This is a genomic window from Aliivibrio sp. SR45-2, from assembly GCF_963890165.1.
Lineage (GTDB): Bacteria > Pseudomonadota > Gammaproteobacteria > Enterobacterales > Vibrionaceae > Aliivibrio > Aliivibrio salmonicida.
On record NZ_CAWPRC010000142.1, the window covers coordinates 37,236 to 61,727 of the forward strand.

Below are 24,492 nucleotides of genomic sequence, written 5' to 3' on the forward strand. Positions count from 1 at the left end.
CGCATCATTTTTAATAAGTTGGAATTTTAAAACAGGAACAATCTCTTGAGGAGGATAAAAAGAGATTGGAGCGTACAGCGGGAATCGAACCCGCAAATCATCAGCTTGGAAGGCTTACAGCCAAGTGAATAGAAATTGTACTATGCATCACAATTCCTTATATATCAACATCTAATGTGCTAATTATATATTGAGCTTAACACCATTTAATGACATATTAAACTTAAGTGATTAAATATTGGGCACCAACAAATAGCTACTTTTGGTACCTTATGTATTACAAAAGGATCTTAGATGGCTCGAGTATTGTCTCAAAGAAAGAAGAAAAACTTATCCGTTAACATTCACCCAAACGCACTGCACGCTTTCGAATTTTATCAACAGCAATCATTCTTATTCGACCCAAACATCTTATCTCCAGCCGCTCTTTCCTTGATGAATAAGCATCAAATATTTCAGGGGACTCACCCTTCTGAAAAGCAATATTTTATATTTTCTGGCTTTACTACACTCAATTTCTCACTCAATACATTTAATATTAAAGATGCAACAGTCTTAACTTATCGCAATTTATCTGACTCTGAAATCAAAGAAATTGCATGGCTATCAGTATGTAGAACTTTCCTTTCATCACTCCAAAATAAACGACTTGAGATCTTCAGAATTGCACTAAATCAATCTGTACCAAAAGACGTTATTCACTCTTTATTCAACTCTAGTCCACTAACTCAATCATTACTTTCAGAGCATACCCATCTGTCTATTTCAGGCTTAAAAAAACAAAACAAAGAAATAGAAGACATTTCAAACATTCAAATTGTCGATATTTTTGAAAGTTTAAAAGGCGTATATGATGAACGATAATCAATGGTTAAATAGTTATGCTGATAAAAATCAACAGTACTTTTTTGAAGAATTATTTTATGGAAATAAGGAACAAAAAGCGGCCTTAGCAAAAGAAGTAATTCGACTCTGTGATCTTTTTCCATCTCAGTTTCGAGATGATTTTGACGAAATCCAACAATTATCTTCTATCGCTACACGTTATTTAAATGAAAAATCAGTGGCCCTTTCAGCTGTTCATAATAGTTTAAAAGAAAAAAAACTGATCACAAAATGTAAGATTGCTGCTTTTGTAGCATCAGAATTAACACTGACTTCTTATAACAAAACTAAATTTGACCATTACAAAGCAGTCACTTTAATTGTGATCATGAGGCTGAGTCTAAGAGGTGAACACAAATCAAAAGTTGATAGTATTTGTAATGAGATCAGACAATATTCTCTCGGTTATAGAGAGCGTCTATCAAGTTATTTACCATCACTAAAGCAGTCATCTTTTTTGGAATTAATTGAGTACTTTGAAGAAATAACTGATGATGATTCCATCGAAAATACACCAATTAGCAGATGCCTGAATAAATACAAAGTACCTTACCGAGACAGTTATTATGGTAATGAAGGGATCCACAGAAAGTCTGGAACTAGAGAATTTAAACGCTCAGGTACATTATCTATAAAACCTAAAATAATGTTTGATAATGATACTTCTTTACTTGAGGTAAAAGAGCTTTCGCTACAATCCTCTCAAAAAAATCAAGCATGGGAAAATGAAGAAGAACAAGCGGCAGTGTCACGTACCCTTTCGTTAGTCTCCTCTTCAAAGTTTGCAACCAAAGACAAGTTCATTAATGTACTTCAAGCCCAAGCAATTAATCAACATATCAGAAAACGCTCAATGGATCTCACTTGCGATGTACAATCCCTCACGATTGATCATGTAAAATGTATAATTAATGACAGTTCTCAAGCTATCCAACACTCCAGTGAACACAGTGATGCCGCAAAAGTAATTCTACTCATGTTAATCACTGGAAGTGCTTTTGATAATATCAAAAAGTGGAAAGCAGAAAAGAGCCAAAAAACAGGAAGTATTATTGGAGTCAGACGTGAGTTTATACTTCCTACTCAAAAAATTCGCGAAGAGCTTCAAGATATAATGCCTAAGATAATACAGAATTACGTATTACCACTCCCCCTAAACATTCTTACTGGATTAAAAAACTTTCGCTTTAAACACTTAAGCATGAGTGATATCGCAGAGTTTCTCTCAATAATCAATAAAAGACATGAAATATCAGTATCATTGACAAAAGTATCCTCTTTTTTAGTTAAAACCATGAAAAAAAATGGCATTGATATTAGCTTAATTGAATTAATATCAGGTCATGATCCCCAAAATCAACCAGCTCGGTTTTATACGTCCGTTTCACCACAACGGCTGCACAGTACCTATTTAAGATATCTAAAGTATCTCACCAAGATCAGTGACAATGACTTTTTAAGTGACACTGCAGAAGTTATGAGCAGTAATGCTTCGCTTGGCTCACCTTTTTATTTTCCTAATGCGTTATTGACTCAATTACTACTCCAATTAAAGCAGCTTAGTACTACTTATCAAACTAAGGATAAGTTCTATTTTTCAGAGCAGACCCATAATTTAAAAGTACTTTATCTTCAATTAATTCTAGGGCTCAGCTCTGGATATCGTCCAGTAGAAGGATGGTTTGGTACATTAAATGACATACATACTTCGACTGGTGAATACCGAATAGCAGAAAAAGAACGGGCAGTGGGTTATCGTGGTAGAGTTGTACGATTACCACTAGTGGCTATAGAGGCAATCGAAACCTATAAAAAATACTGTAATCACGCACTCATGTACTTCTCTAACACTTCACCCTCATTATTTGCTCGCTATGAGCAGGTACTTAATGGGGAGCTTCCTTTCTGCTTTTATCGCTATCATGATAGCTATGAAGAAACATTACCTTCAACCTACATGCGTCATATCGACCCAATTTTCCCACTACCTGCCAATTGGACTCGTCACTACATTCGATCATTTTTATTTGATAATAACATTCCAGACGAATTAATAGCGGCATGGCTTGGACATTCACACGGGAACCAGCTTCCTTTTGAACAATACAGTCAATTGAAGCGTAAGGATTTAATTATCATTCGAGATCTACTTCATTCTCATATAAAAATGCTAATTCAGGGAGAAACTCATGAATAATACTCCTATCGGTGAAGAGAAAAGGCATAAAACACGCTGCAAACATATTGCAAGAGTAACATTGAAAGCTGAACAACTTTTTAAAGATGCTTTTTCTAACGCCGAAAAGATCACTAATAGTGAACAATTTTCAGAAAGATGGGATAAATTTGAGGAGCGTTTATTTAATACATTTGGTCAACAGAAAGACTTTCGCCTATCTTTTAAGCATGGTGAAAATCTACTTAAAAAATACAAAGAAAAATACGGTTGGAGCTACTCTCCAACAACAACAATTATAACCAATACCCCAGCAAAGCAATACCGTGATACTCAATGGTTAAATCAAGCCTGGGCACTCTATGATGCCTATCAAGGATGGCGAAATTCACACTTAAACAATAGCATTGATGATATAAATTCAAGATACCAAACATTACTTTTATCTCTTATTTTTGAATCAGGACAGGGAAATATTGATGTTGTAATGTCCTTTCACAAACAGGTAACAGAAAAAGGTATAGATAATTTAAAACGCTTTAATTGCTATAGTTATCTAACCCTAACTCTCGATAATGAACAATTAAACACCAATGCAACAATTAATAATGAACGAATAACACAGTTTCACTGCTTCTTATCGATTCAAACCCTTGCTCAATTAAGACTATGGGATAAAATCGACACCAAAGCGTGGAAAGCCCCTGTTGGGGTTGATGCTGTATTTAACCTGCTTACAAAAAATATTATTAAACACAAACACACTCCTACAACTCTAAAGCGCTGGTGTGGTTGTGCCATGTTTTGGTATGAACATAAGGTTAACAATCACCTATCAGAAGCTTTATTTGAATTCAGAGTAGGAAGAACGGTATCTTACTCCCTACCTAGTGACAATCTAATCGCTATACTTAGCCCCAAGATTTCACCGGTAGAGTCTGCTTCATTCTATCATTTCAAATCTGATATCAATGTAAAACTACCTAACAAATCACTACGCACTTCTCATTCAACAATTACCTTAATAAGCTCTCAATTCTATGATGAACTCAAAGCAATATTCCAAAAAAGTAATTCAAAACATAAAATAAGCCCGTCAAAAATGTCTGAATTCCTGATTAATTTTTTAGATATGTACCAACTTGAATCATGGCAAATAATTTTCGTTGAGTGGCTAATTTACAAACTTCAAGGCTGTAAGGTATCAACAACAAAATACTACTTCCAGATACTCATTAAAGATTGGAACTTCCTCAACACTATTCATAATCTAACATTACAAACGAACAGTGAAGCAATTGAAGCATTATACCAGCAACAAATAGATAGACATAAGACTGAAAAATCGAAAGTTTTTTTCACCAATCGACTACAGGACCTGCATGGATTTTGTTCTTCGAATTTAAACCTTCCCCCTTTAGGGGATGAATTCTTCCACGTAAATCACAATCAAAAGCACACTCGTTCTGGATTAATAAGTGACCCATTATTTACTCAGCTACTTACTCACATTAATACTCTAACTGATATTAATGCGTTCGATAAATTAGCATTACAATCTATTTGTATTATTAGTTACCGATGTGGATTAAGAATTAATGAAATCTACAAGCTTCAAATTCGCAATATTCATTCCTGTTCTGTTGGTTGGATAGAAGTTCGACCAAATCAGTTGGGTGATAACAAATCAGCAAGTAGTTTAAGAAAGGTACCTTTATTTCCGTTATTACTCAAACATGAGGAATCTATCGTTTCTGAATATCTCAGATATAAACGAGAAATAGCTAAAAGTACTTCAACACCATTATTTAACATTGGTGATGATATCCATAAACCGTTTGATAAGTTTTCTGTATCTAGTTATGTAGGAGCATTTCTTAAGGTTACCTCCGGGTTATCACACTTGGTTTTTCATCACCTAAGACATAGCTGTCTTACAAGGCTTCAGCTTATGTTAGAGCTAAAAGATGCAAATAAAGTATTTCCCTATTTTTATTCCTATGCTGAGGAACAACATGATCGGATCCACTCACTTATATTCAAGAAAACCTTAACTCAAGGGTACTGGGAGATTGCACAATTTGCTGGCCACGAAAGTCCGGAAATGACATTCAAGCATTACTTTCACTTCAGTGATTTATTAGCGGCTCACTCAGCAAACTATTACCAGCAATCACTAACACTAGAAAATGCAATGAAATATGGGTTTCTTTCTCGTCGCCAATTTCAATACATTAACCGTAAAGTAAACAATGTTACTGTTGCTCACGCTTATAAACGATTAATTCGTTCGTTACACATTCAATCTATAGTCGATATAAAAGAGCCTATAAATCAACCTACGGTTAACTTAATTAATACTAATAAGGAACGCTATAGCATTGAGCTATGTCACTGTATTTTAGAGTCTATTTCTCAAGGTATTGATATACAAACCTTATCTTATAAATATCGACTAAAACAAGAAACCATTGATAAATGGTTAAAAAATACCAACTATCTAAAATCCCTAGAAACCAATACCTCTATTACTAATCCTAGATTGAAGAAGTATCATCGACACTTTCATCACTCACGTGCAAATGCACTAACTCCAGGGCGACTTAAAACAAAAGAAGAAAAAGAATATATTAAGAAATTTAATATTAAATTAAGAGATTACTACCCAAAGCATACTAAAGAAATCCAAGGGCAGATCCTTTACGCACTCACTCATCGGAGCATAAATCAATCTGGGATATTATTTTCAAGTCCAAAAGCATTAACAACCTTTATTTCTGAGTTGTCATTTGCCATTCCTAAGTCTCATTGGAGAGCTATTACGTTATACATGAAATCAAGTACTATTAAGGCTGAATGGAAAGAATCATTAAAAGGACTGAAAACAATAAGCGGAAAAGAAGGAGTCATAACAGGAAGAAGTGGTCATGGATCTGTTCGATTAGAGCTCATCAGCCCAACAGAGCAAAAAATGATACAAAATACTCACATGACAAAATACTCATCTCACCTTCTTGTTTATATTCTCTATTTTACTTTCGTGATGGTTGCTAATATAGATGGGATAAATTAAAAACAGCTTCCTGCTGTAACACCATACTTTGCAACCTATGAAGAAAATCTTTTGGGCGCTGGCATTGCTTGTAAAAATCACGAGCGTCAGATCTAGATATATCTAAATGTGGACTTATCTGTTTAACCATCGTCAATGAATGATCAATTTGCTTATTTGCATCTATTTCGGGTAATTCTATAATGTTCATTACATCATTAAATATTTTCACCCTCGTAAATTTGACTTTAGTAGCAAATAAAGCACGAGCATTAGGCACATTCTGAAAAAATAGTTGTAATGCAGTCCATAATTCAGAGTTCACTTTCATAGGCATCACTTGTTCAATATCATCAGATAAAAGAATTATCTGGCGCTTTGACAAAGATAATATTTGATAAGCATCATATAGCCCAATCGTCGGTATTTTTTTACTATCACCGATATGAGAGATTTCAGTTCGAAGTGCAGCTTCTCTTGATTTAGATTGATTAGATAAAAACAACTCTATCACCTTCTTATCATTTTTAAAGAGCATCCAGATCTGTTTACTAAAAGCATCTACAAATTCAGTAATCGTGACACAAGGAAGGAAAATAGGTAAAACCGATTTATTAATGCAGACCTGAGAAAAATCTTGCTTAAGAAATGATTCCGTCACATTAAGCTCTGTCTTTTTCAAAAACATAACCTTTTTCTCTGATAACATCAGATCTTGATAGATTAAATCAGCTAAATCTCGTCTTGAATAATACCAATCAATCATATTCCTTTCCTTTCTGAAATTTCAATAAATGCAAATTATCTTCCAACCAGTTTAACTACTCCTTAAATTTAACCCAATAATAATTGGTTATAACAATATTATTATATAGCACTGTTTATATTCATCACCCCTGATTAGGGACTAAAAGCATAGTAAACGCATGACACTTTAATATAAACAGTAGAGTACGATTATGTAGTTTGTATTAGCCATACTTTTCATCACTTATTAATGAATTTTAATGAAAAGCCACAATAAATCTTTAAAACAGCAACTTAAATAACAACAACCAAAAACAGTCATTAGAAAAACGCTCTCATATCCATTTATCTCTCCCTCCACAGCCATGATTCATTTTTGTATTTACCGGAGTTTGATTATTTGCACATGATGGGGGACCTCTCAACCGATTTACTGATGAGAGGCCCTCTTGATTTAAGTAGTTAAAGGATAATGTTTTCTAAACTTATTAACGTACCAGATACCCATAACTTATACACCTAGCAAATTATTCACCTAACTTAACAGCAATAAAAGTTTCTTTTCCTGAGTCTTTTATTGAAAAATTCCATTCCTCAATTGTAGACACTTCACCGGAGGCATTCCTAAAATCAAAACTCTGGTTATAATCTCTACTTCGGCACCAATAGCCCATGCCATGATCAAATAAAAGTTTAAACTCTCTACCATCCTTTAAATCGATTCGCATAATTCGGCTATGTGACAATTCCGACTTGTCAACGATGTCTCCATAGACCTCTATACCAAGAGCCTTCGATGAATCATAGATAAAGTCTAATACATCACTCGCTTCTAAGAAGTTATCTCCAACAGATTTAGACACTCTTTGTCCGGTAACATACTTTCTAGGAGCAACAGTGTTTATTTCTGATGAAAAACATCCATATCGTTTATTAAACGCTGCTAGTATATAGTTAATTAACACAACGCTAATTGGGCTCACCACGTATTGATCACTATAATGAATAGAGTTGATATTGTTTCTTAGCGTTTCATCTAAAGATTGGATATTGCTTGCTAATAAATCAACGAAACTCTCTCCGAATGAAGTGATATGGCCCTTCAATGTCGAAACATCATTTAATATAAAGGAACTTTCATTTAGAGTAGATAATTGAGCAAGTGCTTCTAAATTAAATTTAGTCGAGCTTATCTCTAAGTCTTTTGTAGCGGTTACTAAGCAATTTTCTTCACCGCTACCCCAGTGCTTATTTGCTGCCAATTGGCCCAGCTCATCGGTCGCGTACCAATGTAACTTTGAGCCAATTTTTAACGACATAACCGGCAGACCACCCGAAGTCAATTCTATTGGTGAACTCAATTCTTGGAAGTTAATAATACCAACGGGCATAGATCGGGCTATTTCCCATGCAAGGTCAGAATTTACTAATTCAGCTAACTCTTTAGAAAGGTAAACGTTAACTGGAATCCCTTTCGTAGCAAGAGTGGTTATTTGTTCTCGAATATTCCACTCACCAAAATGCCATTCTGGTGTACATAAAAATACATTTATCTGATTACAAGAATGCCCGACTCTAGACAAAACTTGATGTGCACTACTGAGCTCAACTGCCGAAGAGTCACCAAAGAAACATCTATCTACTGATAGAGCCAAACCTTCAAGAATCTTGCTTTCTTCAAGCTTTTGAATCAAATAATTTCGATTTAGTATTTTTACATTATGTTGAGTATCATAATCCAATAAACAAGCATGGCATGCTGTTTCACAAGTATTCGGACACTGTTTTAAGTACTCGGTAAGCCCTTTTAGAAGTTGCGAAAGAACTTCCGGCATAGAGCTAGAAAAGCCAGCGCCCTGAGTAGCAGAGTCAAAGATATATAAACTCACCACCTCTTCAAACGACTCTGTTCTTTTCTTTTTTATAGCTACGCCTAACTCTTGAGTCGTAATACCCTTTTCATCTGAGTACATTTGTCTAAGAGCAACACCTAATGTATACAGCAAGGTCTCATCCGATATCCAATTACCAGAAATGGGGTTCTTAAGTTGTAACTCAAACATCGCAGTGCTTTGAGGATATCCCATGATGAACGGCATAGAAATTTCTTTCTCTGTCTTACTTATTTCACTGAGTTTCACCCCCCAACCCTGAGTTACTCCCTCACAATGCAATTCTCCTTTAACCTTAAAGCCTTGAAGGCGTTTATGAGTATTCAATATTTGAGGTTCTCTAGATAATCTTACGTTACCCACTGGCGTCTTTTCAACAGCTAAAGGTTCTGCTCTACCACAACACCAACACAAAGCGTATCCTCCCCCTTCGCCATCGTTATAATGAAAAATAGAACCGTATTCAGATACTCGGTAACGTCCAACACCAGAGTTAGAAAGTGGTTGCCACTGTGAATCATTTAAAGCGACTTTAGGCTCTCTATATCCAGAGTAGTTTGGTGACACATAGTTATTGTGCAAAGGCTTATTGAAATCAACAACAAAGCCCGATGGAACGATAAACTCACTCCAGGTTAGTCTGTCACTGTCACAGTCAGTACAGCGAATATTTGCTCGTTCAGAACTCACAGACTCAAAGCCTATATTTCCGCAGTGCTCACATTCCCATTGATACTCAATAAGCTGCTCTTGTTTGATGTCATTTCCAGAAAATGGCATTTTCCAATTTAATTGAAGACCTTGCGACTGATAAACAGCCCCATCACGAACGATTTCTGCCCCTGGAGCATATTCTCTAAGTGCGACCTCAAGGCCTCGACTTGGATACGAAGTTCGATGTTGAGATTTACCATCATCCCTTGAGTTATTTTCACTACGGTTGTCAGTAATTAGCTGAACCACTCCTGTAGGAAAACCATAACCCGGCAAATAACCAGCATTGGCCAATTCGGCCAATAAATAGTCTCGCTCCAAACGCTTCAATTGTCTTGCTAATTTCTTTGATGCAGGAGAATTACTATCACTTGTAGCCTCAATTTGTGTGTTAAGAGATTCGTATCTACGCATCCACTTGACATGCGAAGATGTGATCGCATTTAATGCATTATCCATAAGGATGCTATTGAGATGACTAACAAATATCGAATCGAATTTAAGGCTTTCTAAACCAGCAAGCACACTCTCATCATTACGCGCTGGGCCAGCTAACCAATTTCTAAACGCGTTGAATGGATTAAGGCCACCATCACCCAAGAAAAATGCACCGACCTGCATCTTCAAAAGGTTGTTGGAACGACCCTTCTCAATCTTCAAAAAGCTCGCTAACAAGAATGCATTTATATGACGCTGTACAATAGTACCACTGTCCAACGAGACCTTAGGTACTCGGATTGGCGTCGCGAATGGCCATTTAGGCTCACTAAACACTCGTTCTCCATGCGGTGTGGCTTTGCAGAAGGTAAGAGCCAATGCTGTCGACTCTCTACGTCTACCTGCTCGACCGGCACGTTGCAAATAGTTCGAAGTACTAGGTGGAACATTGTTCATTGCCACCATACTAAGAGAGCCAATATCTACTCCCATTTCCATAGTGGTAGAACAACTAAGAACGTTTAAGTAATCTTTTTTAAATGCTTTTTCGAGACGCTTTAGTTTGTCCGAGCTTTGTTGAGCAGAGTGCTCAGCTGCACGAACTAAAGGCACTCCTGCAATTACTCTGTCATTAATATCAGACCAACGACCGTTATCACGATGTGTGTTCAAAACATCTTCGTCAGCTAACCAGCTTCTTATATTATCTGTTGAGCTATTGACTGTTTTTACATCTGGATGAACAATCTCGTATGGCTCGTCACATTTGACATCATCCGATGTCGACGACCCTGTAGTGTACGGAGAAAGCCCCTTAAACGTAGTATCTAACCAACGATTAGTAACTGGGCACAACCAAGCCTTTCCGATCGGATTAAATTCAATTTTCTCATCAAACTTTAAGTTATAACCTGATATCTCATTACCAGTGCTCATTTCTTGTCGCTCAGACAAAGTTAATAATTGAGTACGTTTTGTTAGTAAGCCCCAAATAAAAGACAACACTGAGTTAAAAAGTTCTTTTTCATCCTTTGCAATACGGCCTGAGCCTAATTCGAGTAAGCGAACTAAACGATGCTGTAGGCCGTTATTAACTACAGGAAATCTAAATAAAGCTCTTTTCTCAAACTCATCCTTATATTCGTAGCTCGACTCTTTGAGTAATCTTGGGTTAATCTTTGCTCCCATCCAGTTGATAACACTCCTGTCTATATCAACGAGCGTATTTTCTCGGATATAGAAGTCCATACAGATCTTCAAGTAGTTTTTAAGATCTTCAAGATCAAACCCTAAGCTTCGCCACTCTGAAGAGTTCACATCCTCTTCAGTTAAGTTAGCGATTGTTGGATAATGAAGGCTAATGAGCCCCATAGATTCAAGGTTATTAGCATTCTTACCACGCCTAGCAAACTCTCGTTTTAAGAACAGATCAGCAAGATTATCTGCATCACTCAACAGCTCTGAACGTTTACGATACTCCCCAGGAATACGCTCATCATACTTCTCAAGAGCCTTACCCTCTAACAAATCTAGTTCAGCACCAGACAGTAGTTGTATCTCTGGTAAAACGCTCAAACGTTCTTTTAGCTCAGTCCAATTTACTTTTTTTGATGGTACTTTTTTCAACTGTGCAATGTAATTTAGTTCCATCGGAGCAATAACCGCCTCCGGAACACCGCTGTCTCTCATTACTTGAATAGCTGTTTTCTGATCTTGTAAACCTTTAGGCAAGTCCAATTTACCCAACTCGAGAACAGCGTTCTTGTAAACCTGGCTTCTGGTCCAATTTCGTTCCGAATCTAACTGCATCTTTGCTGAAAATCGAGCCGTCCCCTGACGGCTATCAGTAAACGTTATCAAACGCTTTCCTTTGAGGTCATCACAGTTATCACCAGGAATGTGTCGTAGCATCGCTGGTACCAATGACCCCATTAAAAAAGGAGAACCTAGCAAAGCTCGTTTGAATTGAGTATTCGGAACATTCTCTACCCCGTGACAGTGAGCGCAGCGTAGTCCATCATCACGGTCATTTTGGTTATAGAAAATATCAAGATGCCCTGACTCAAAACCCTCAGATATACGATTAGTTTTCGGGTCAATGCTAACGTGAGTGCAGCCTAGTTTATCATGCGCATTTCCTAGAGCATCCTCTCTTGCAAAGATCTGAACATTAGCTTCAAACTCAGTATCTATTATCTCATCAGAAAACTGTTCATATTCATCAATTTCGTCGACGTAATCGTCTAGCAGGTCTGTTTCTCTAGGCTCTAATAGCTTAATACCACCCTTTGCTGTTGTCTTTGCTGCAGCAAGGCTTGGCGTTCCACAATCTTTACAATGAGTAAGCTCAAAGACAGGAGCCCCGCACTCTCCTTCACAATGAGTTCGCTCGTTTGTATAAACCATACCGAACTTCCAACCATCTTGAAGCTCTGTATCAACTTTATTACAACAACTTGGAGCAGAGCAAGCCCATAAGCCTCTTTGAGAGCGATGGAAAATATGTGCTCGTACTGGTAAGAACGCCTGTTGACTATCATCTCCTTTAAGATAGGCGGTTACTGCCAAATCAATAACATCTAGCACTTTTGTTAACTCACCCTGAGAAATGCTTTCTGATTTACTCGGCTCAAGAATACGAGCCATTTCTTCAAGTGTATGTGGTTCTCGAGTCAAGCTCTCCCTCATTTCACGAAGCACTTGAAAGTCACTCATATAGTCAAAAAGATCACCAGAACTCATGCCTCTAGCTTTTTTAAAGCTAAAAGAGGACTCTACTCCAGTTGAGTTGATTTCTGGTATAGAACGATGACCATTAACTACAGCGACTTGATCGGGTAGTACACCTGCAACCTTAGCCAAAAATCGTTGAAGATCTCTGTTCGTTTCTTCTTGTTTGTTTTTATCACCAATAGTTGCAGAAGTTGCCACAAAACGAACATCTTCAGGCTTAACATTGTAGGCATGCATAACCCTACGCAGTAGTAGTGCTATCTCTGCAGCTTGAGAACCAACGTATGTATGTGCTTCATCCAGAACTATCCACTTTAATTTTCCTTGCGACTTAGCAAGAATATCTTCGTCCTGTTGGCGAATAAGCATGTACTCTAACATTGTGGCATTAGTCACAAGTATCGGTGGCGGCGAAGACCAAATATCCTTTCTGTTCGTAACCTGCTCAGGCGTAGCGTTCTTACTAAAGCTTGCGTTGGAAATATTCTTAGACGGAGCTTGAGTTGGTGTTTCTCCATTATATAGAGCAAACCTGACTTTACCTTCAAAACCACGAGTCCATGCACTCAAGCGCTCTTTTTGTGAATTGATCAAAGCATTGAGCGGATAGAGAAATATCGCCTGTGTTCCCTCAAGAGGTTCTGCACTTAGGTTTGATTGCTTCGCTAAATCATTCAACAATGGAATTAGAAAACACTCTGTTTTACCCGAGCCTGTTCCTGATGTGACAACAACTGATTTTACTTTATTGGAAGACAAGTAATCCCAAGCTTCTAGCTGATGTTTATATGGCGGTCTATCAAGTGGCCAAGTATAGTCTTCTTGTATATCGTCAGCCCAACGGTCTTCACTTATTCCTTTAAGTCGATATTTCTCTTTTTCTTCAGAAGAGTCTGGAAAAGGCATTGGTGGTTGCGATAGATTTTTAACGAAAGCACGCTCTAACTTACCTTTAGTTACTAATCCTTTAAGGTCATTATCATTGCCTTCCGAAGACCAACTAAAAGTTGCTTCAAAGACTGGTTGTGCAAAAAAGTCATTTCCCTTGCCATATTTAACTTGAAACTCACTTTGCAAAAACTTTCTCAAAGAGGTTGATTTCAATTGAAGTCGATTAATCACAGCCTGTGAAGTAACTGAGGAAAGATCTTTATAGAGAAACTTAAAATTAATTGCTTTTGTAGACATTGTTATCAACCTATTACGCTCGTAATTTAACTGCAGACTTTAATGCAATTGCCATCGATTCTTGTACCCATACTCGATCAAACTGAGATAGACGGTTTAGAGCAAAGTTAATCAATCTCAACTCTTCTTCATCGATATCAGCCGCTGGGTAGGAGCCTGTATTAAGAAGTGCAATTTTGATCGGTAGCTCTAAAGGTATAGACAATCGAATTGCTTTGGATTTCTCTACAGAGTAATGCTGGGTAAAACCTTTAAGTTCAGCATCCAAAAGCTCTCTCGATAGTCTTGAATCAAGGAGTTCTTTTAATCGAATGTCATTATGTTTATTTTGAATTTGAGTCAGAAGTCTACCTTCTTGACGACTAAAATATTCAGTTTTTTGTTTGTGGAAATCAGCAATATAAGATGGTACTTCTTCTGAGTAAATTGGCATATCCATCCAGCTTGACTTAATGTTGTAAAGGATAAACAGTGCTGCTTCAACAACAGCTGAAAAATATTCACCTTTGTCTGATAGATTTTGTAGCCGACTCTTCAACATCGTATTCTGAATCTGTTCAAACTGATCCGAAGGCAATTGATCTTTCATCATCATCAATGAGTCCATCGTGCTCTTGGCCGTCAATTCAATAGCATCAACCCACTGCTTTAACGATACATTCAACCATTCGAATGGCATATCGAGATATATTGACCAAACCGATTCAAATTCTTCCAGACTCTCTTGTTTTAGTAACAATGAGGCAAACACATCTGGATTTGCAGCTAGACGCTTAAAAATGTGGAACGTAGTTGGATTCGCAATAGAAAGCTGCTCAACAAACGACTGCACTATTTGCCAGTCGCCATGTTGTAGGTCAACCATCAACTCTCTCAAAGCTTCATCCATATCTATATAATTGAAACTTCTGCTCTCAGGACTAAAAACTAGATCTCGGATAGATAACTGTAAACGAGAATAATTATATTCTTTAACTTCAGTTTCTTTCTGAGCAACTAACACAGCTCTTGGTTGGATCTTTCGATCATCTTTTGAGTACACGAACCATGGGCCAGGTTCACTTATCTCTGGCAACGAAAAAAGCAACTCCCCTCGTTCTCCTAAGGATTTTAATAGTGGCGTATGTTCACGTGAAAGATCCCATATAGGCGCAGTATAGAGTTGTATTGAGTCTGGATTACTATGATCATGTGCACCATAAATGCGAAGTATCGAACGATCTTCTTTCAACGAAGCTACCGGATACTTGAACTGTTCAATTGCCGGTACACGCGACTCCAAAGGCTCTCTTCCTGAGTAGAATTTAAATGAAACACGATCACGAGTATCATCAGATTGTGTAAATAACGCCTGTGCCATACGCGCTAGTTCACCACTTCCAACTGTAATTTTTGATTCAGGAATTTGAATTACATCAGTAATGCTTGCTTTAATACTTTTGTGTTGCATTAGTGCAGCTGACACACTGATAGAGCTGGACTCTTGGCTTAGTTTAACCTTTAAACTGCTTGCGTAAAGGTCGTCTAAAGTAATCTTATTGCCTCTGGCATTTAACGTATTACCTTTATTACCGAGCAAGCATACGCCTGATTGCATCGAATCAAACTCAAACGTCAAGATATTCTTAACTGAGTTATTCCAACCTAACACTGGGTGAAAAGTTTCGGGCATGCTAGCAGGGATCTGAACTTCAGCAAGGAACATATCCTCTATCACTTCAACATCTCTTAACCAGTTTTTTTCGCTCTCCACGAAGCCCAGGTCAGTATTTTTGAAACCAACTGCTTTTAGCTCAATTTCACCTCTACCATAATGAATCACATTAAAATCAGATGAAGGGGGCAAAATTGCGCATTTCATTTGCCACATTACTTGACCAGCGTTAAACCAAATAACCGACCCAAGGCCATAAGAAAACACATCAGAACTAAGTGGCACGAGTGAATCAGAATCAACACTCTTCCAGAATAATTCTACACTCGGAATAGATTGAGACTTATTCACACCGAATCTCATCATTCCAGTAGGTTTACCTTCGAATACATATTGATGCGAGATAGCCTCGTGATTACGCTCTCCCTCTAACCAACAGGTAACATCTTGGGCTTCCTCAGCGCCTGTCTCAACTTCAATGAAACCATAATCTAATTGGACTTTTGCCTTACCAACAACACGAAAAACATCTCGGTCTAAACTCGCAATGCTTCCAACCTTTTCAACCTTTGATCGCGAAGTTGCCGGCTCAATTGAACCAGCGTGAACAATTAATGCAGAGGCTTGTTTTACTTGAACATTACCTTGACCAAGATACTGAGACTTCTCACCTTCAGCAGAAAAAACCCAAGGTAGAGATTTATTGAGTTCTTCACCTCGGTAATAAGTATCATTATTAAATTTTCGGCCATCACTCCAAAGCTCGTAGTTAATACTACTCGCAGCATCAGCATTATAAAAGTGAGCAAACTTGGTTATAACCTGCCATCTTTTGTTGGTATATCCTTTCAAGTTAAAGGATGCGGTTCTTACCCGTTCGCCCGTATTCGTTTGTGTGTATAAGTCAAAGAACTTAGGTAAACTTTCCAAAGAAAGTACGCGAGATAAATCTTGAGGGTGGATTGTATGGTTAACATAAGTCTCGGCGACCAAATCCCAGTGCCCCATATCTTCTCTGAGGTAACGTTTAATTCGAACTGGATTCTGCTCACGGCGAATGATTGCTGAGGTCTTACGAACCAAACGGCCAATTAATTCATAAGCCTCTTCATCACAAAGCAAAAATGGAAGTTCATCTCTCCATTGAGGATATCGTACATTCAGTGCGATTACGGGTTCAGACTCCCCGTGCAGATGGTAGCAATCTCGATACTCCATTAACTTGGTAATCAAAACGGTAGCTAACCTAGCAAAAGGAGGTTGCTTTAGCGTTTCTGGCAGTAGTTCAAGTTGCTGATGAGCAATATCGTTGATTTCAGAAGTGTGATGAAATAAAGCAAATTGGGAAATAACCTTGTCCAAATATTCAGGTACTGGTCCACTACTCAAACCAACAAGGCCAGATCTAGGGAATCCACCTTGGCAGTATAAGGTTGCAAAATATTGATTTGCAGAAGAAGTTGAGTAGAGATCAATCCCCCAATATTTGAGACCTGCTTTTACGGAATCATAGATATAAGTGTTGAGTCGATTGTTATGTGATATGTCGATACTACGAAGGACAACAGGCCATCGCTCCTTGCCACCCGTAAAGTTTCTTTGAATCCATGTAGCTAAATAAAGCGTGAAGATTTGGTCAAACTTTTTACCATAACCAGCACAAGAGTGTTGATTGAACACAACAGAAGGATCTTTGGCTCTGAAAAGTGTTCTTAACAACTTGTTCATTTGCAGGAGTTCTTTGTCCGTAACCTTCAATGCCCACAAAGGCATTCCTTTTTTAGGTTTGGACCTTTTCGATTCAAACTCGTTAAACCACTGTTGCATCGTTACCACTGGACTTTGAACACTATCTAAAATCATATCAATCACTTAATGCTAGTTAATTGGTTTGTTAGCTATCATGTACGGAAAAGAAAAGCACACTTAACAATTTCCACATATTATACTTAATACCCATAAAGTATCACATCATAGCTAATCAAATTTACCACATTGCGCCATTTGCACATTTGAGATAAATAGAAAAGCAAGTTTCTTTAAAGAGACTATTACACACCCAAGTCTACTCATGAGTTTTATAAGCTTGTAATTTTAATGCCTCTGGCCATTTGATGCTCGAATTGCCAGTTAATGAAATAACAAACGGGACAATCCATAGCCTCAGCTTTTCGCTAAACTCAAAACTGTGCTCAACAGCAGTGTTAAAATACTCATGAGCAGGATAAATCAAAAATAAATCCCCTGTTCCATCTAAATAGTTATGCCCATAGGCGAACATTTGGTAAAGATCTGATTGTGAAATGCCATAGTGATATGCATTTAAGTCGATTAACTTCCACTTAGTATCTAACACAATGCTTGATTGATCTGAGTTTGTGATCATTAAATCAGGACGAAGTTGGAACTGGTTTTTGCCATTATGCGTGGTTAAATATTTAGACGTTACTTGAGTTCTTAGCGTTGTGCCCTCAGGAAGATTTTCGCCTAATACCGAAGCCACATAGTTTTCAAACACCATTTCCATTGGGAATAGAAGTGACTGAGCCTCTGCTGTGCCTTTCATGCTTAATGGTGAAAGCCCTTCCAAAATTAGCTTGGCCCAAGCAAGTGGCGAGTGATAATAGCTCATCCCCCTATCGATCTTAATTCGTGCAAAATCATCTTTCGGGTTTGTACTTGGTGGGATGCAGTCAAAGGCAAAATCTAGCTCTCGTAATAAACGCTGATTTTTATGACGGGAAGTAAAACCAGAGACCTTTTTAAGCGCAGCACGAAGTAAACGGTTTGCAGGTCTGTCTTGCAAAAACTCATCATATTCAACATAGAATTTATGCTTATTTATCACATTGTGACGGACTTGTTTTGATACTAATAACTTTCCTTTTTGAAAGGCTAAGTTATCTTCTCTTTTCACATAATCACTGCGTAAACCGCGCTTAACCAATTGATTAACGCTTTGTAAGAACTCTTCAATAAATATTTCAAGCAATGGCATTTGTAATGTTTCTACGCTTGCCGTATTGGTTGATATATGACGAAAATCCCCAAGATGCTTGAGCATCATAAGTAGCGTTTTACGAGCATCAGTAATCGCCTGTTTCTTATCTCTGGCTCTTTTTCCAATTTTTGGCAACACTTCAATATGCTCACCATGTGGCGTAAAAATCACGCCAACATAGTTTTTCACTTGCAGTACCTTGCAGCCATAACGTGTTTTAAGCTGCAAAAATTGGTTTACGTCAGTATCTTGCTGAGTTAAACAAAGTGATTCTAAGTAGCGAAAGTTCTCTTTTGAGATAAGCGTAAAGCCGCTCTCATCAGCGGCAGCACTCTCAGCAGTTAAATAACCAAACTCAAATACAACAGGATGCGAAGCCATGATTATTCGCCTTGCTTATCACTTGATGGATAAATTGCTTTATATGCCTGTGCATTTTTCCAAACATCATCTGACTTACTTTTCAAAATATATTGTTTTTGGGTTTCACCGTATTGGTTTAAGCTATAATCTTTACCAAACAATGCACTTAGTTTGCTGTTATTAAGCGGCTTTTCACTCACAAATTGCAGTGTTTCTTCTTTTTGGTTATCTGCCAATACCAAACGAATTTTATCCCAATCTTCAAAGAAGTATTCTTCTAGCAGCGGGATGATTTTATTTTGGAATACCGAGACTAAAGCTGAAAATGCTTTATCTTGTTCGCCCGCATCAACCAATGCTTTTACTGGCATGAAGAACGCATGGCCTAAGGTGTGCTCACGGTCATAGAGGATTTCAATACGTTCATTTAACGTAATTAAAAGATCTGACAAGTTGATTTCAACGTCATCATGTCTTACAACACAATCTTTGAATAACGAAGGCTTAGGCATCATTTCCACAAAGTCGAAACGGCGGCGCAGTGCGGTATCCATCATCGCTAACGAACGATCAGCGGTATTCATGGTGCCAATCAAATACAAGTTATTCGGAACTGAGAACTTCTCACCTGAATGTGGAAGAACGATCTCAATGGATTCCGTCTGGCCTACACCCGAGCGTTTAGAGTCCTCAACTAAAGTGATTAGTTCACCAAATATCTTAGAAATATTACCGCGATTAATTTCATCAATCACAAGTACAAAGTTTTTAAAACGATCCGGCTGAGCAACGGGATCTTGAGACAATTTATACTTCGTAATCAGATGATTGAGTATCGCTTTTACATATGAAGGATTGTAAAACGCTTTAGCATCTGCCCCACTATAAAGCTTGCGAACACTGTCGATAGAAACTGGGTATCCGTTACCTAAGTCTTCGTGCGCTGTTTCGTGTGGAAAAGCTCTAAATGTTGTATTCCCATGATACTGAACATCAAACTTTTTTCCGCGCTGAGTATTTAATGACAGCGATGCGCCTTCTTCGAGTTCAGCCTTGAGGCTTTCAATCGCGATCTCAAGGGGATCATTACTTTGCTCCACACCACGACTTGCTTGTTCGCAAATGTCTTTTAAAATACCGGATTTAACTTCGTATGAAATCTGCCCATCAATAGATGTCGCGCTCAGCCCCTCAACAAACTCTTCGTAACCATAGCTTTGGTGAAAGGTAACGAATCTAATACGCTTAGAATCAGACAACTCTTTGAACTTGGTCTGTAACTTTTCACGTTGTTCTGGATTAGTACCATGCACAGAATCAATACCCAAACGATGATAAAACTTTGGCTCAGCCGCTTTCACCGCAGCTTCGATTGTATGGTAAGTCTTACCAGTACCTGGAGGACCATAAAGGATTTGATTGAGGGGATTAGCTACATAATTAATCATCGGCTGGTTCACTTCATAGTTGGCTTCATTATTTCTTACTTGATCGTTTTCTACAGTGTTATCATTTTTGTTTGTAGCTTTCCACTCGTACAAGCTCCATAAAAGAATATTACGAGTTTGGTCATCGACACTCATATCCATAAATGGCTTAGTAAGCTCTAGTCAAACTTTATTATCAGCCAACCATGAACCACTTCGCTTACTTTGTAATTGATACTGTTTTTTCAGGCACGTATAAACATCATTCAAATAAGATTGTGCTACAACACTTGTGTATTGTTTTGGGTCTGCTGCAGCAAAGACGCGGTGGATGACTCCCCATAAGACACGTTCAAAATTACCCACTAGCTTCCAATCATTAATAACTTTTTGATAAGTTTCTTCTGTGGGATTAGTCAGTATTTCGCTAGTTATTCCTAATAGAAATTCATAATTAGCATCGAATTCTCGTTGATACATAAAACCTTGACCGACACCGGCAATGCCGTTGCTAGAGTCATACCAAAGTTTTTTAACATCATCTTGGGCTATTTCTTTACCGTTTTGAATATGATTAGCTAATTCACAAGTTTTCACATAGCTTTTGTACCAACCATCTGGATTAAACTCGTTAGTTAGATACCAGCGAAAGAATTGTTCGACAGAATGCTGGCCATCACCGCCTTCCCATAAACTTAGCAATGTTTCTCTATAGCCTTGTTTGATTTCGATCCCTGATGTTTGAGGGCTCCACTTTTGATCCGGCATAGCTCCTTGGAGCAACATCATTGGCAATAAACCTTGCTCACAGTTAGAGCGCAAGCCTTCCAATTTAAAGTCGATATAGTGTTTTTGTTTTGAAGCGTCAGACCAATGTTCAGTTAAATAACTCTCTTTACTTACTGTCCCTTTTGCAACGATACCTCTTGGCTCTACACCAACTTTGATCAGATAAACGGTATCACCAATTTTTGGTTGTTGGCTATGGCAAGACCAACGAACATTTTCACCTACTGCATAGTTTAAAGTTCCGGCTTCAGATCCTTCACCACCTGTCGAAAAATGCTTAGGATTCCACGTTAAGAGATATACTGACATTATTAACTACCCACAAAAAAGCACGCCGGAGCGTGCTTATAAAATTATCAATTAGCCTTTAGCGGCGGCTTTTTCTGCTTTCTTTCTTGCCATCTCAGCTTTTTTGGCTGCCTTGGCTAGGGCTTCGGTCTCTTTACGAGCCTGTGCAATGCGCTCTAGTAGCTTATCCGCAGGTTCATCATTTGGATCTTGCGGCACTAACTCACCACGAAACGCCTTAGCTAAAATACTTTGGGTTAAGTTATTCACCCTCGCCTGCGCTTTTTTCACTTGCGCTTCAATGGTGTCAGCGAAAGCGAAGTATTGGTCGACTAGGCGAACGATTTCTTTTTGTTCAATACAATCAGGTACTGGAATTGGATAATCACGAATAACCTTCATGTTTACTCTAGGAGCTGTACTTCCAATAGTTAACTCTCTGACAATACGTAGAATATGGTCGGAGTTTAGTACTATTGTTAAGTACTTTGCATCCACTCTTTCATTCGCTCGAATCACAACCATTCGCTGCCCAAGGCAGAGTTCAACACCTTCTGGAATTTGACAAGCAATGCCAACTGTACCTTCCCTGCTATATAGGATATCTCCTGCTTCAGGAGTCAAACGTGAAGTTCGTAGAGCAAACACCTCATCATTTACATAACCTTGCTCTGAAAGGTCTAAGTAAAATGGGTTAAACGCGGTTGTACGAACACAATAACGTCCTTCATCAGACCATTTGGGTGTTGAATGGGGACAATCTACGACATGGCTTGTTACTTCATTTAAGTTAAGTGTTACCCTTTGCTTAAGATCTCTCCCAATACGCCACTCTTCCGTCAACTTCCCCGACACCGCTGAAGCGAGTACCGATTGGCGGAAGCGTTTTAGTAAACTAGGTATACCATCTAAACGCGCTTTAATGATATCGACCTGTGCCAATACCTCATCGAGTTTTTCAACAATGCGTTTTTGTTCGGCTAGTGGGAGGAACTTCACTTCAATTGGATAAACTTTCTGTCCTGAAATAACAGGCTGTGCTGATGAACTATCATTTTGTCTAAGGTCAGTAAATTTTAATAACCAGTAGAGAAATTCCCTATCAATATGATCTTCTGAAAAAGACGTTATAAAAGCATTATCGGTAATCCAAGCATTTTCTGGTGTTATGTATACCGAACCACAATAAAATCCGACTCTTCCTATGACAATAGTCGGCTTAAACACATTGCCTTCGTTATGCCACCCAGTAATACCATTACCACCAAATACTGGTGTATTACCTTCAATCATTTTCTTCTGTGTAAGGCTTTTCCCTGACGTTATTGATATAAGCTGTTTTAACTCACATTCAACCCACCCTTTCGGCAACGAACTCATAGCTCACCTTCCTGCGCCTGAGCGCCCAGCTCCCCACCCCTGAATCCTGAATCCTGCTCTCTAAACCCAAACGCCTCTGCCACCAACAACTTCTGCCCTTCAGCTACGTCGTCAGCGCCAAGTGCTTGCATCAATTGGTAAATCTCAGACATGGCTTCGGTCAACTCTGCCATTGCTTCACCGGCCAGCACTTCTGGCTCTGGCAAGTTCTCTGCACTGGTGGCTTCTAAATCTTTCAACCACGAAATATCTAGCGAGTCGCTTTTTTGATCACGAATGTAATCACGGCTGAATTTTCGGAAACGGGCGTTTTCAATGCTGTTAACAACAGAATCTTCCCCTTCGGCAAAGATGTTGCCAAGAGTCTCGTAAACACCCTCTTCACGAGCAGATAAACCATTTTCATCGCTGCCATACGCGTTCACAAACACATCAAAGTGCTTTTCGGTTAATGGACGGCGCTTACCAAAAGTGTTCATGTTGGTACGCATATCGAATACCCATGTCTCTTTGGTGCAGTCTTTGTCTTGGTTTGGGTTCTCTGGTGTGCCTTTTTGAAAGAACAATACGTTGGTTTTTACCCCAGCAGCGTAGAAGATACCGGTAGGCAAACGTAAAATGGTGTGTAGATTACACTTGTCCATTAAATCACGACGAATGTCTGTGCCTTTACCGCCTTCAAATAAGACGTTATCAGGAATAACCACCGCAGCACGGCCGCCCGGCTCTAGGGCATCGTAAATATGCTGCATAAAACAGAGCTGTTTGTTGCCTGTTGGGTGAACAAAAGTACGGGTGATGTTAGAGCTTGATGCACTACCAAATGGAGGGTTAGTTAAAATCACATCGGCTTTTGGTAGATTTTCACCAATGCTGCCTAGGGTGTTACCTAAGCGGATTGCGCCTTCGTTCTTATCACCATCAATGTCATGCAATAGGCAGTTCATTAAGGCTAAACGACGGGTTTCCGGTACTAACTCAAGCCCTACAAATGCTTTGGTTCTTTGGAACTCTTGCACTGAGTCTTCTAGATCAAACAGATTATCAGTGTTCGATTTAATGTATTTATCCGCTTCAATCAAGAAACCCGCCGTACCCGCTGCCGGATCTTGGATCACTTCACTTGGTTGTGGCTGCATTACCTTGATGATGGTGCTGATTAGTGCGCGTGGCGTAAAGTATTGGCCTGCGCCTGATTTGGTTTCGTTGGCGTTCTTTTGCAGTAAGCCTTCGTACATATCACCAAAGTCGTCACGGCTTTTGCCTTCGCCATCTTCTTCGTCACTATACCAATCTAGGCTGTCCATGTTCGAAATAAGCTCGGTAAGCTGCTTAGGTTGAGTAATGGTGGTATTTACGTTTTGGAAAATAGCACGAACAATTGGGTGATTTTCTGCACCTAGCTGTACCAACATATTACGGTAGAACTGGTGCTGGTCTTGTCCCATTTGGCTTTTAAGATTGGCCCAACGAAACCCCTCTGGCAATAAATCGTCTTCTTGCCCTGTCTCTTCACACATTTTAAGAAACAGCAGCGATGCCAATTCATTCACGTAGTTTTGGTAAGACACACCGCCATCACGCAGGTTGTCACACAATTTCCACAGTTTGGCGACCAGATCATTATTGTTCATGTTATTTCTCTATTAATTTGTGCGATGGACGAAATCCACTCCATCGCTGAATGCATTAAATTCGGTATAAGAATTGACGTGAATTGTACCCGCCTAAGCAGGTTCATCCCACATATATTCATTGAATTGGA

General features: G+C 38.5%; 11 protein-coding genes. 3 read left to right on the forward strand and 8 right to left on the reverse strand.

What is annotated here, in order from left to right:
* The first annotated feature begins 294 nt into the window (after nt 1–294).
* The 3 genes from AACV33_RS06980 to AACV33_RS06990 are packed head-to-tail and all read left to right on the forward strand — an operon-like array spanning nt 295 to nt 6,134.
* Nucleotides 295–864: a hypothetical protein gene (locus tag AACV33_RS06980; RefSeq protein ID WP_182700009.1), complete on the forward strand. Its 570-nt coding sequence runs from the start codon at nt 295–297 to the stop codon at nt 862–864.
* Nucleotides 851–3,082, forward strand: coding sequence for a hypothetical protein (locus AACV33_RS06985; protein WP_182700010.1), 2,232 nt, complete (start codon nt 851–853; stop codon nt 3,080–3,082). The genes AACV33_RS06980 and AACV33_RS06985 overlap by 14 nt, the downstream gene beginning before the upstream one ends.
* On the forward strand, nt 3,075–6,134 hold the full coding sequence (locus AACV33_RS06990) for a site-specific integrase (RefSeq protein WP_182700011.1): 3,060 nt from the start codon (nt 3,075–3,077) through the stop codon (nt 6,132–6,134). The genes AACV33_RS06985 and AACV33_RS06990 overlap by 8 nt, the downstream gene beginning before the upstream one ends.
* On the opposite strand, the gene AACV33_RS06995 is transcribed toward AACV33_RS06990, so the two are convergent.
* From AACV33_RS06995 to AACV33_RS07030, 8 genes are all read right to left on the reverse strand, one after another.
* Nucleotides 6,112–6,879, reverse strand: coding sequence for a hypothetical protein (locus AACV33_RS06995; protein WP_182700012.1), 768 nt, complete (start codon nt 6,877–6,879; stop codon nt 6,112–6,114). The genes AACV33_RS06990 and AACV33_RS06995 overlap by 23 nt on opposite strands.
* A gap of 508 nt (nt 6,880–7,387) precedes the next feature.
* Nucleotides 7,388–13,714 carry a DEAD/DEAH box helicase gene (locus tag AACV33_RS07000; protein WP_255458551.1) on the reverse strand — a complete coding sequence of 2,109 codons (6,327 nt, stop codon included), beginning with the start codon at nt 13,712–13,714 and terminating at the stop codon, nt 7,388–7,390.
* A gap of 124 nt (nt 13,715–13,838) precedes the next feature.
* Nucleotides 13,839–17,342: an STY4851/ECs_5259 family protein gene (locus AACV33_RS07005; RefSeq protein ID WP_182700013.1), complete on the reverse strand. Its 3,504-nt coding sequence runs from the start codon at nt 17,340–17,342 to the stop codon at nt 13,839–13,841.
* A 202-nt stretch (nt 17,343–17,544) separates the two neighbouring features.
* On the reverse strand, nt 17,545–18,861 hold the full coding sequence (locus AACV33_RS07010) for an McrC family protein (RefSeq protein WP_182700014.1): 1,317 nt from the start codon (nt 18,859–18,861) through the stop codon (nt 17,545–17,547).
* Nucleotides 18,862–18,863: 2 nt separating this feature from the next.
* Entirely contained in the window at nt 18,864–20,432 is a 1,569-nt protein-coding gene (locus AACV33_RS07015) for an McrB family protein (RefSeq protein ID WP_182700015.1), read from the reverse strand.
* A 21-nt stretch (nt 20,433–20,453) separates the two neighbouring features.
* Entirely contained in the window at nt 20,454–21,368 is a 915-nt protein-coding gene (locus tag AACV33_RS07020; RefSeq protein WP_182700016.1) for a hypothetical protein, read from the reverse strand.
* A 51-nt stretch (nt 21,369–21,419) separates the two neighbouring features.
* Entirely contained in the window at nt 21,420–22,727 is a 1,308-nt protein-coding gene (locus tag AACV33_RS07025) for a restriction endonuclease subunit S (RefSeq protein WP_182700017.1), read from the reverse strand.
* Complete coding sequence (locus tag AACV33_RS07030; RefSeq protein WP_182700018.1) at nt 22,724–24,361, reverse strand: N-6 DNA methylase; 1,638 nt, start codon at nt 24,359–24,361, stop codon at nt 22,724–22,726. The genes AACV33_RS07025 and AACV33_RS07030 overlap by 4 nt, the downstream gene beginning before the upstream one ends.
* Between the last annotated feature and the right edge of the window lie 131 nt (nt 24,362–24,492).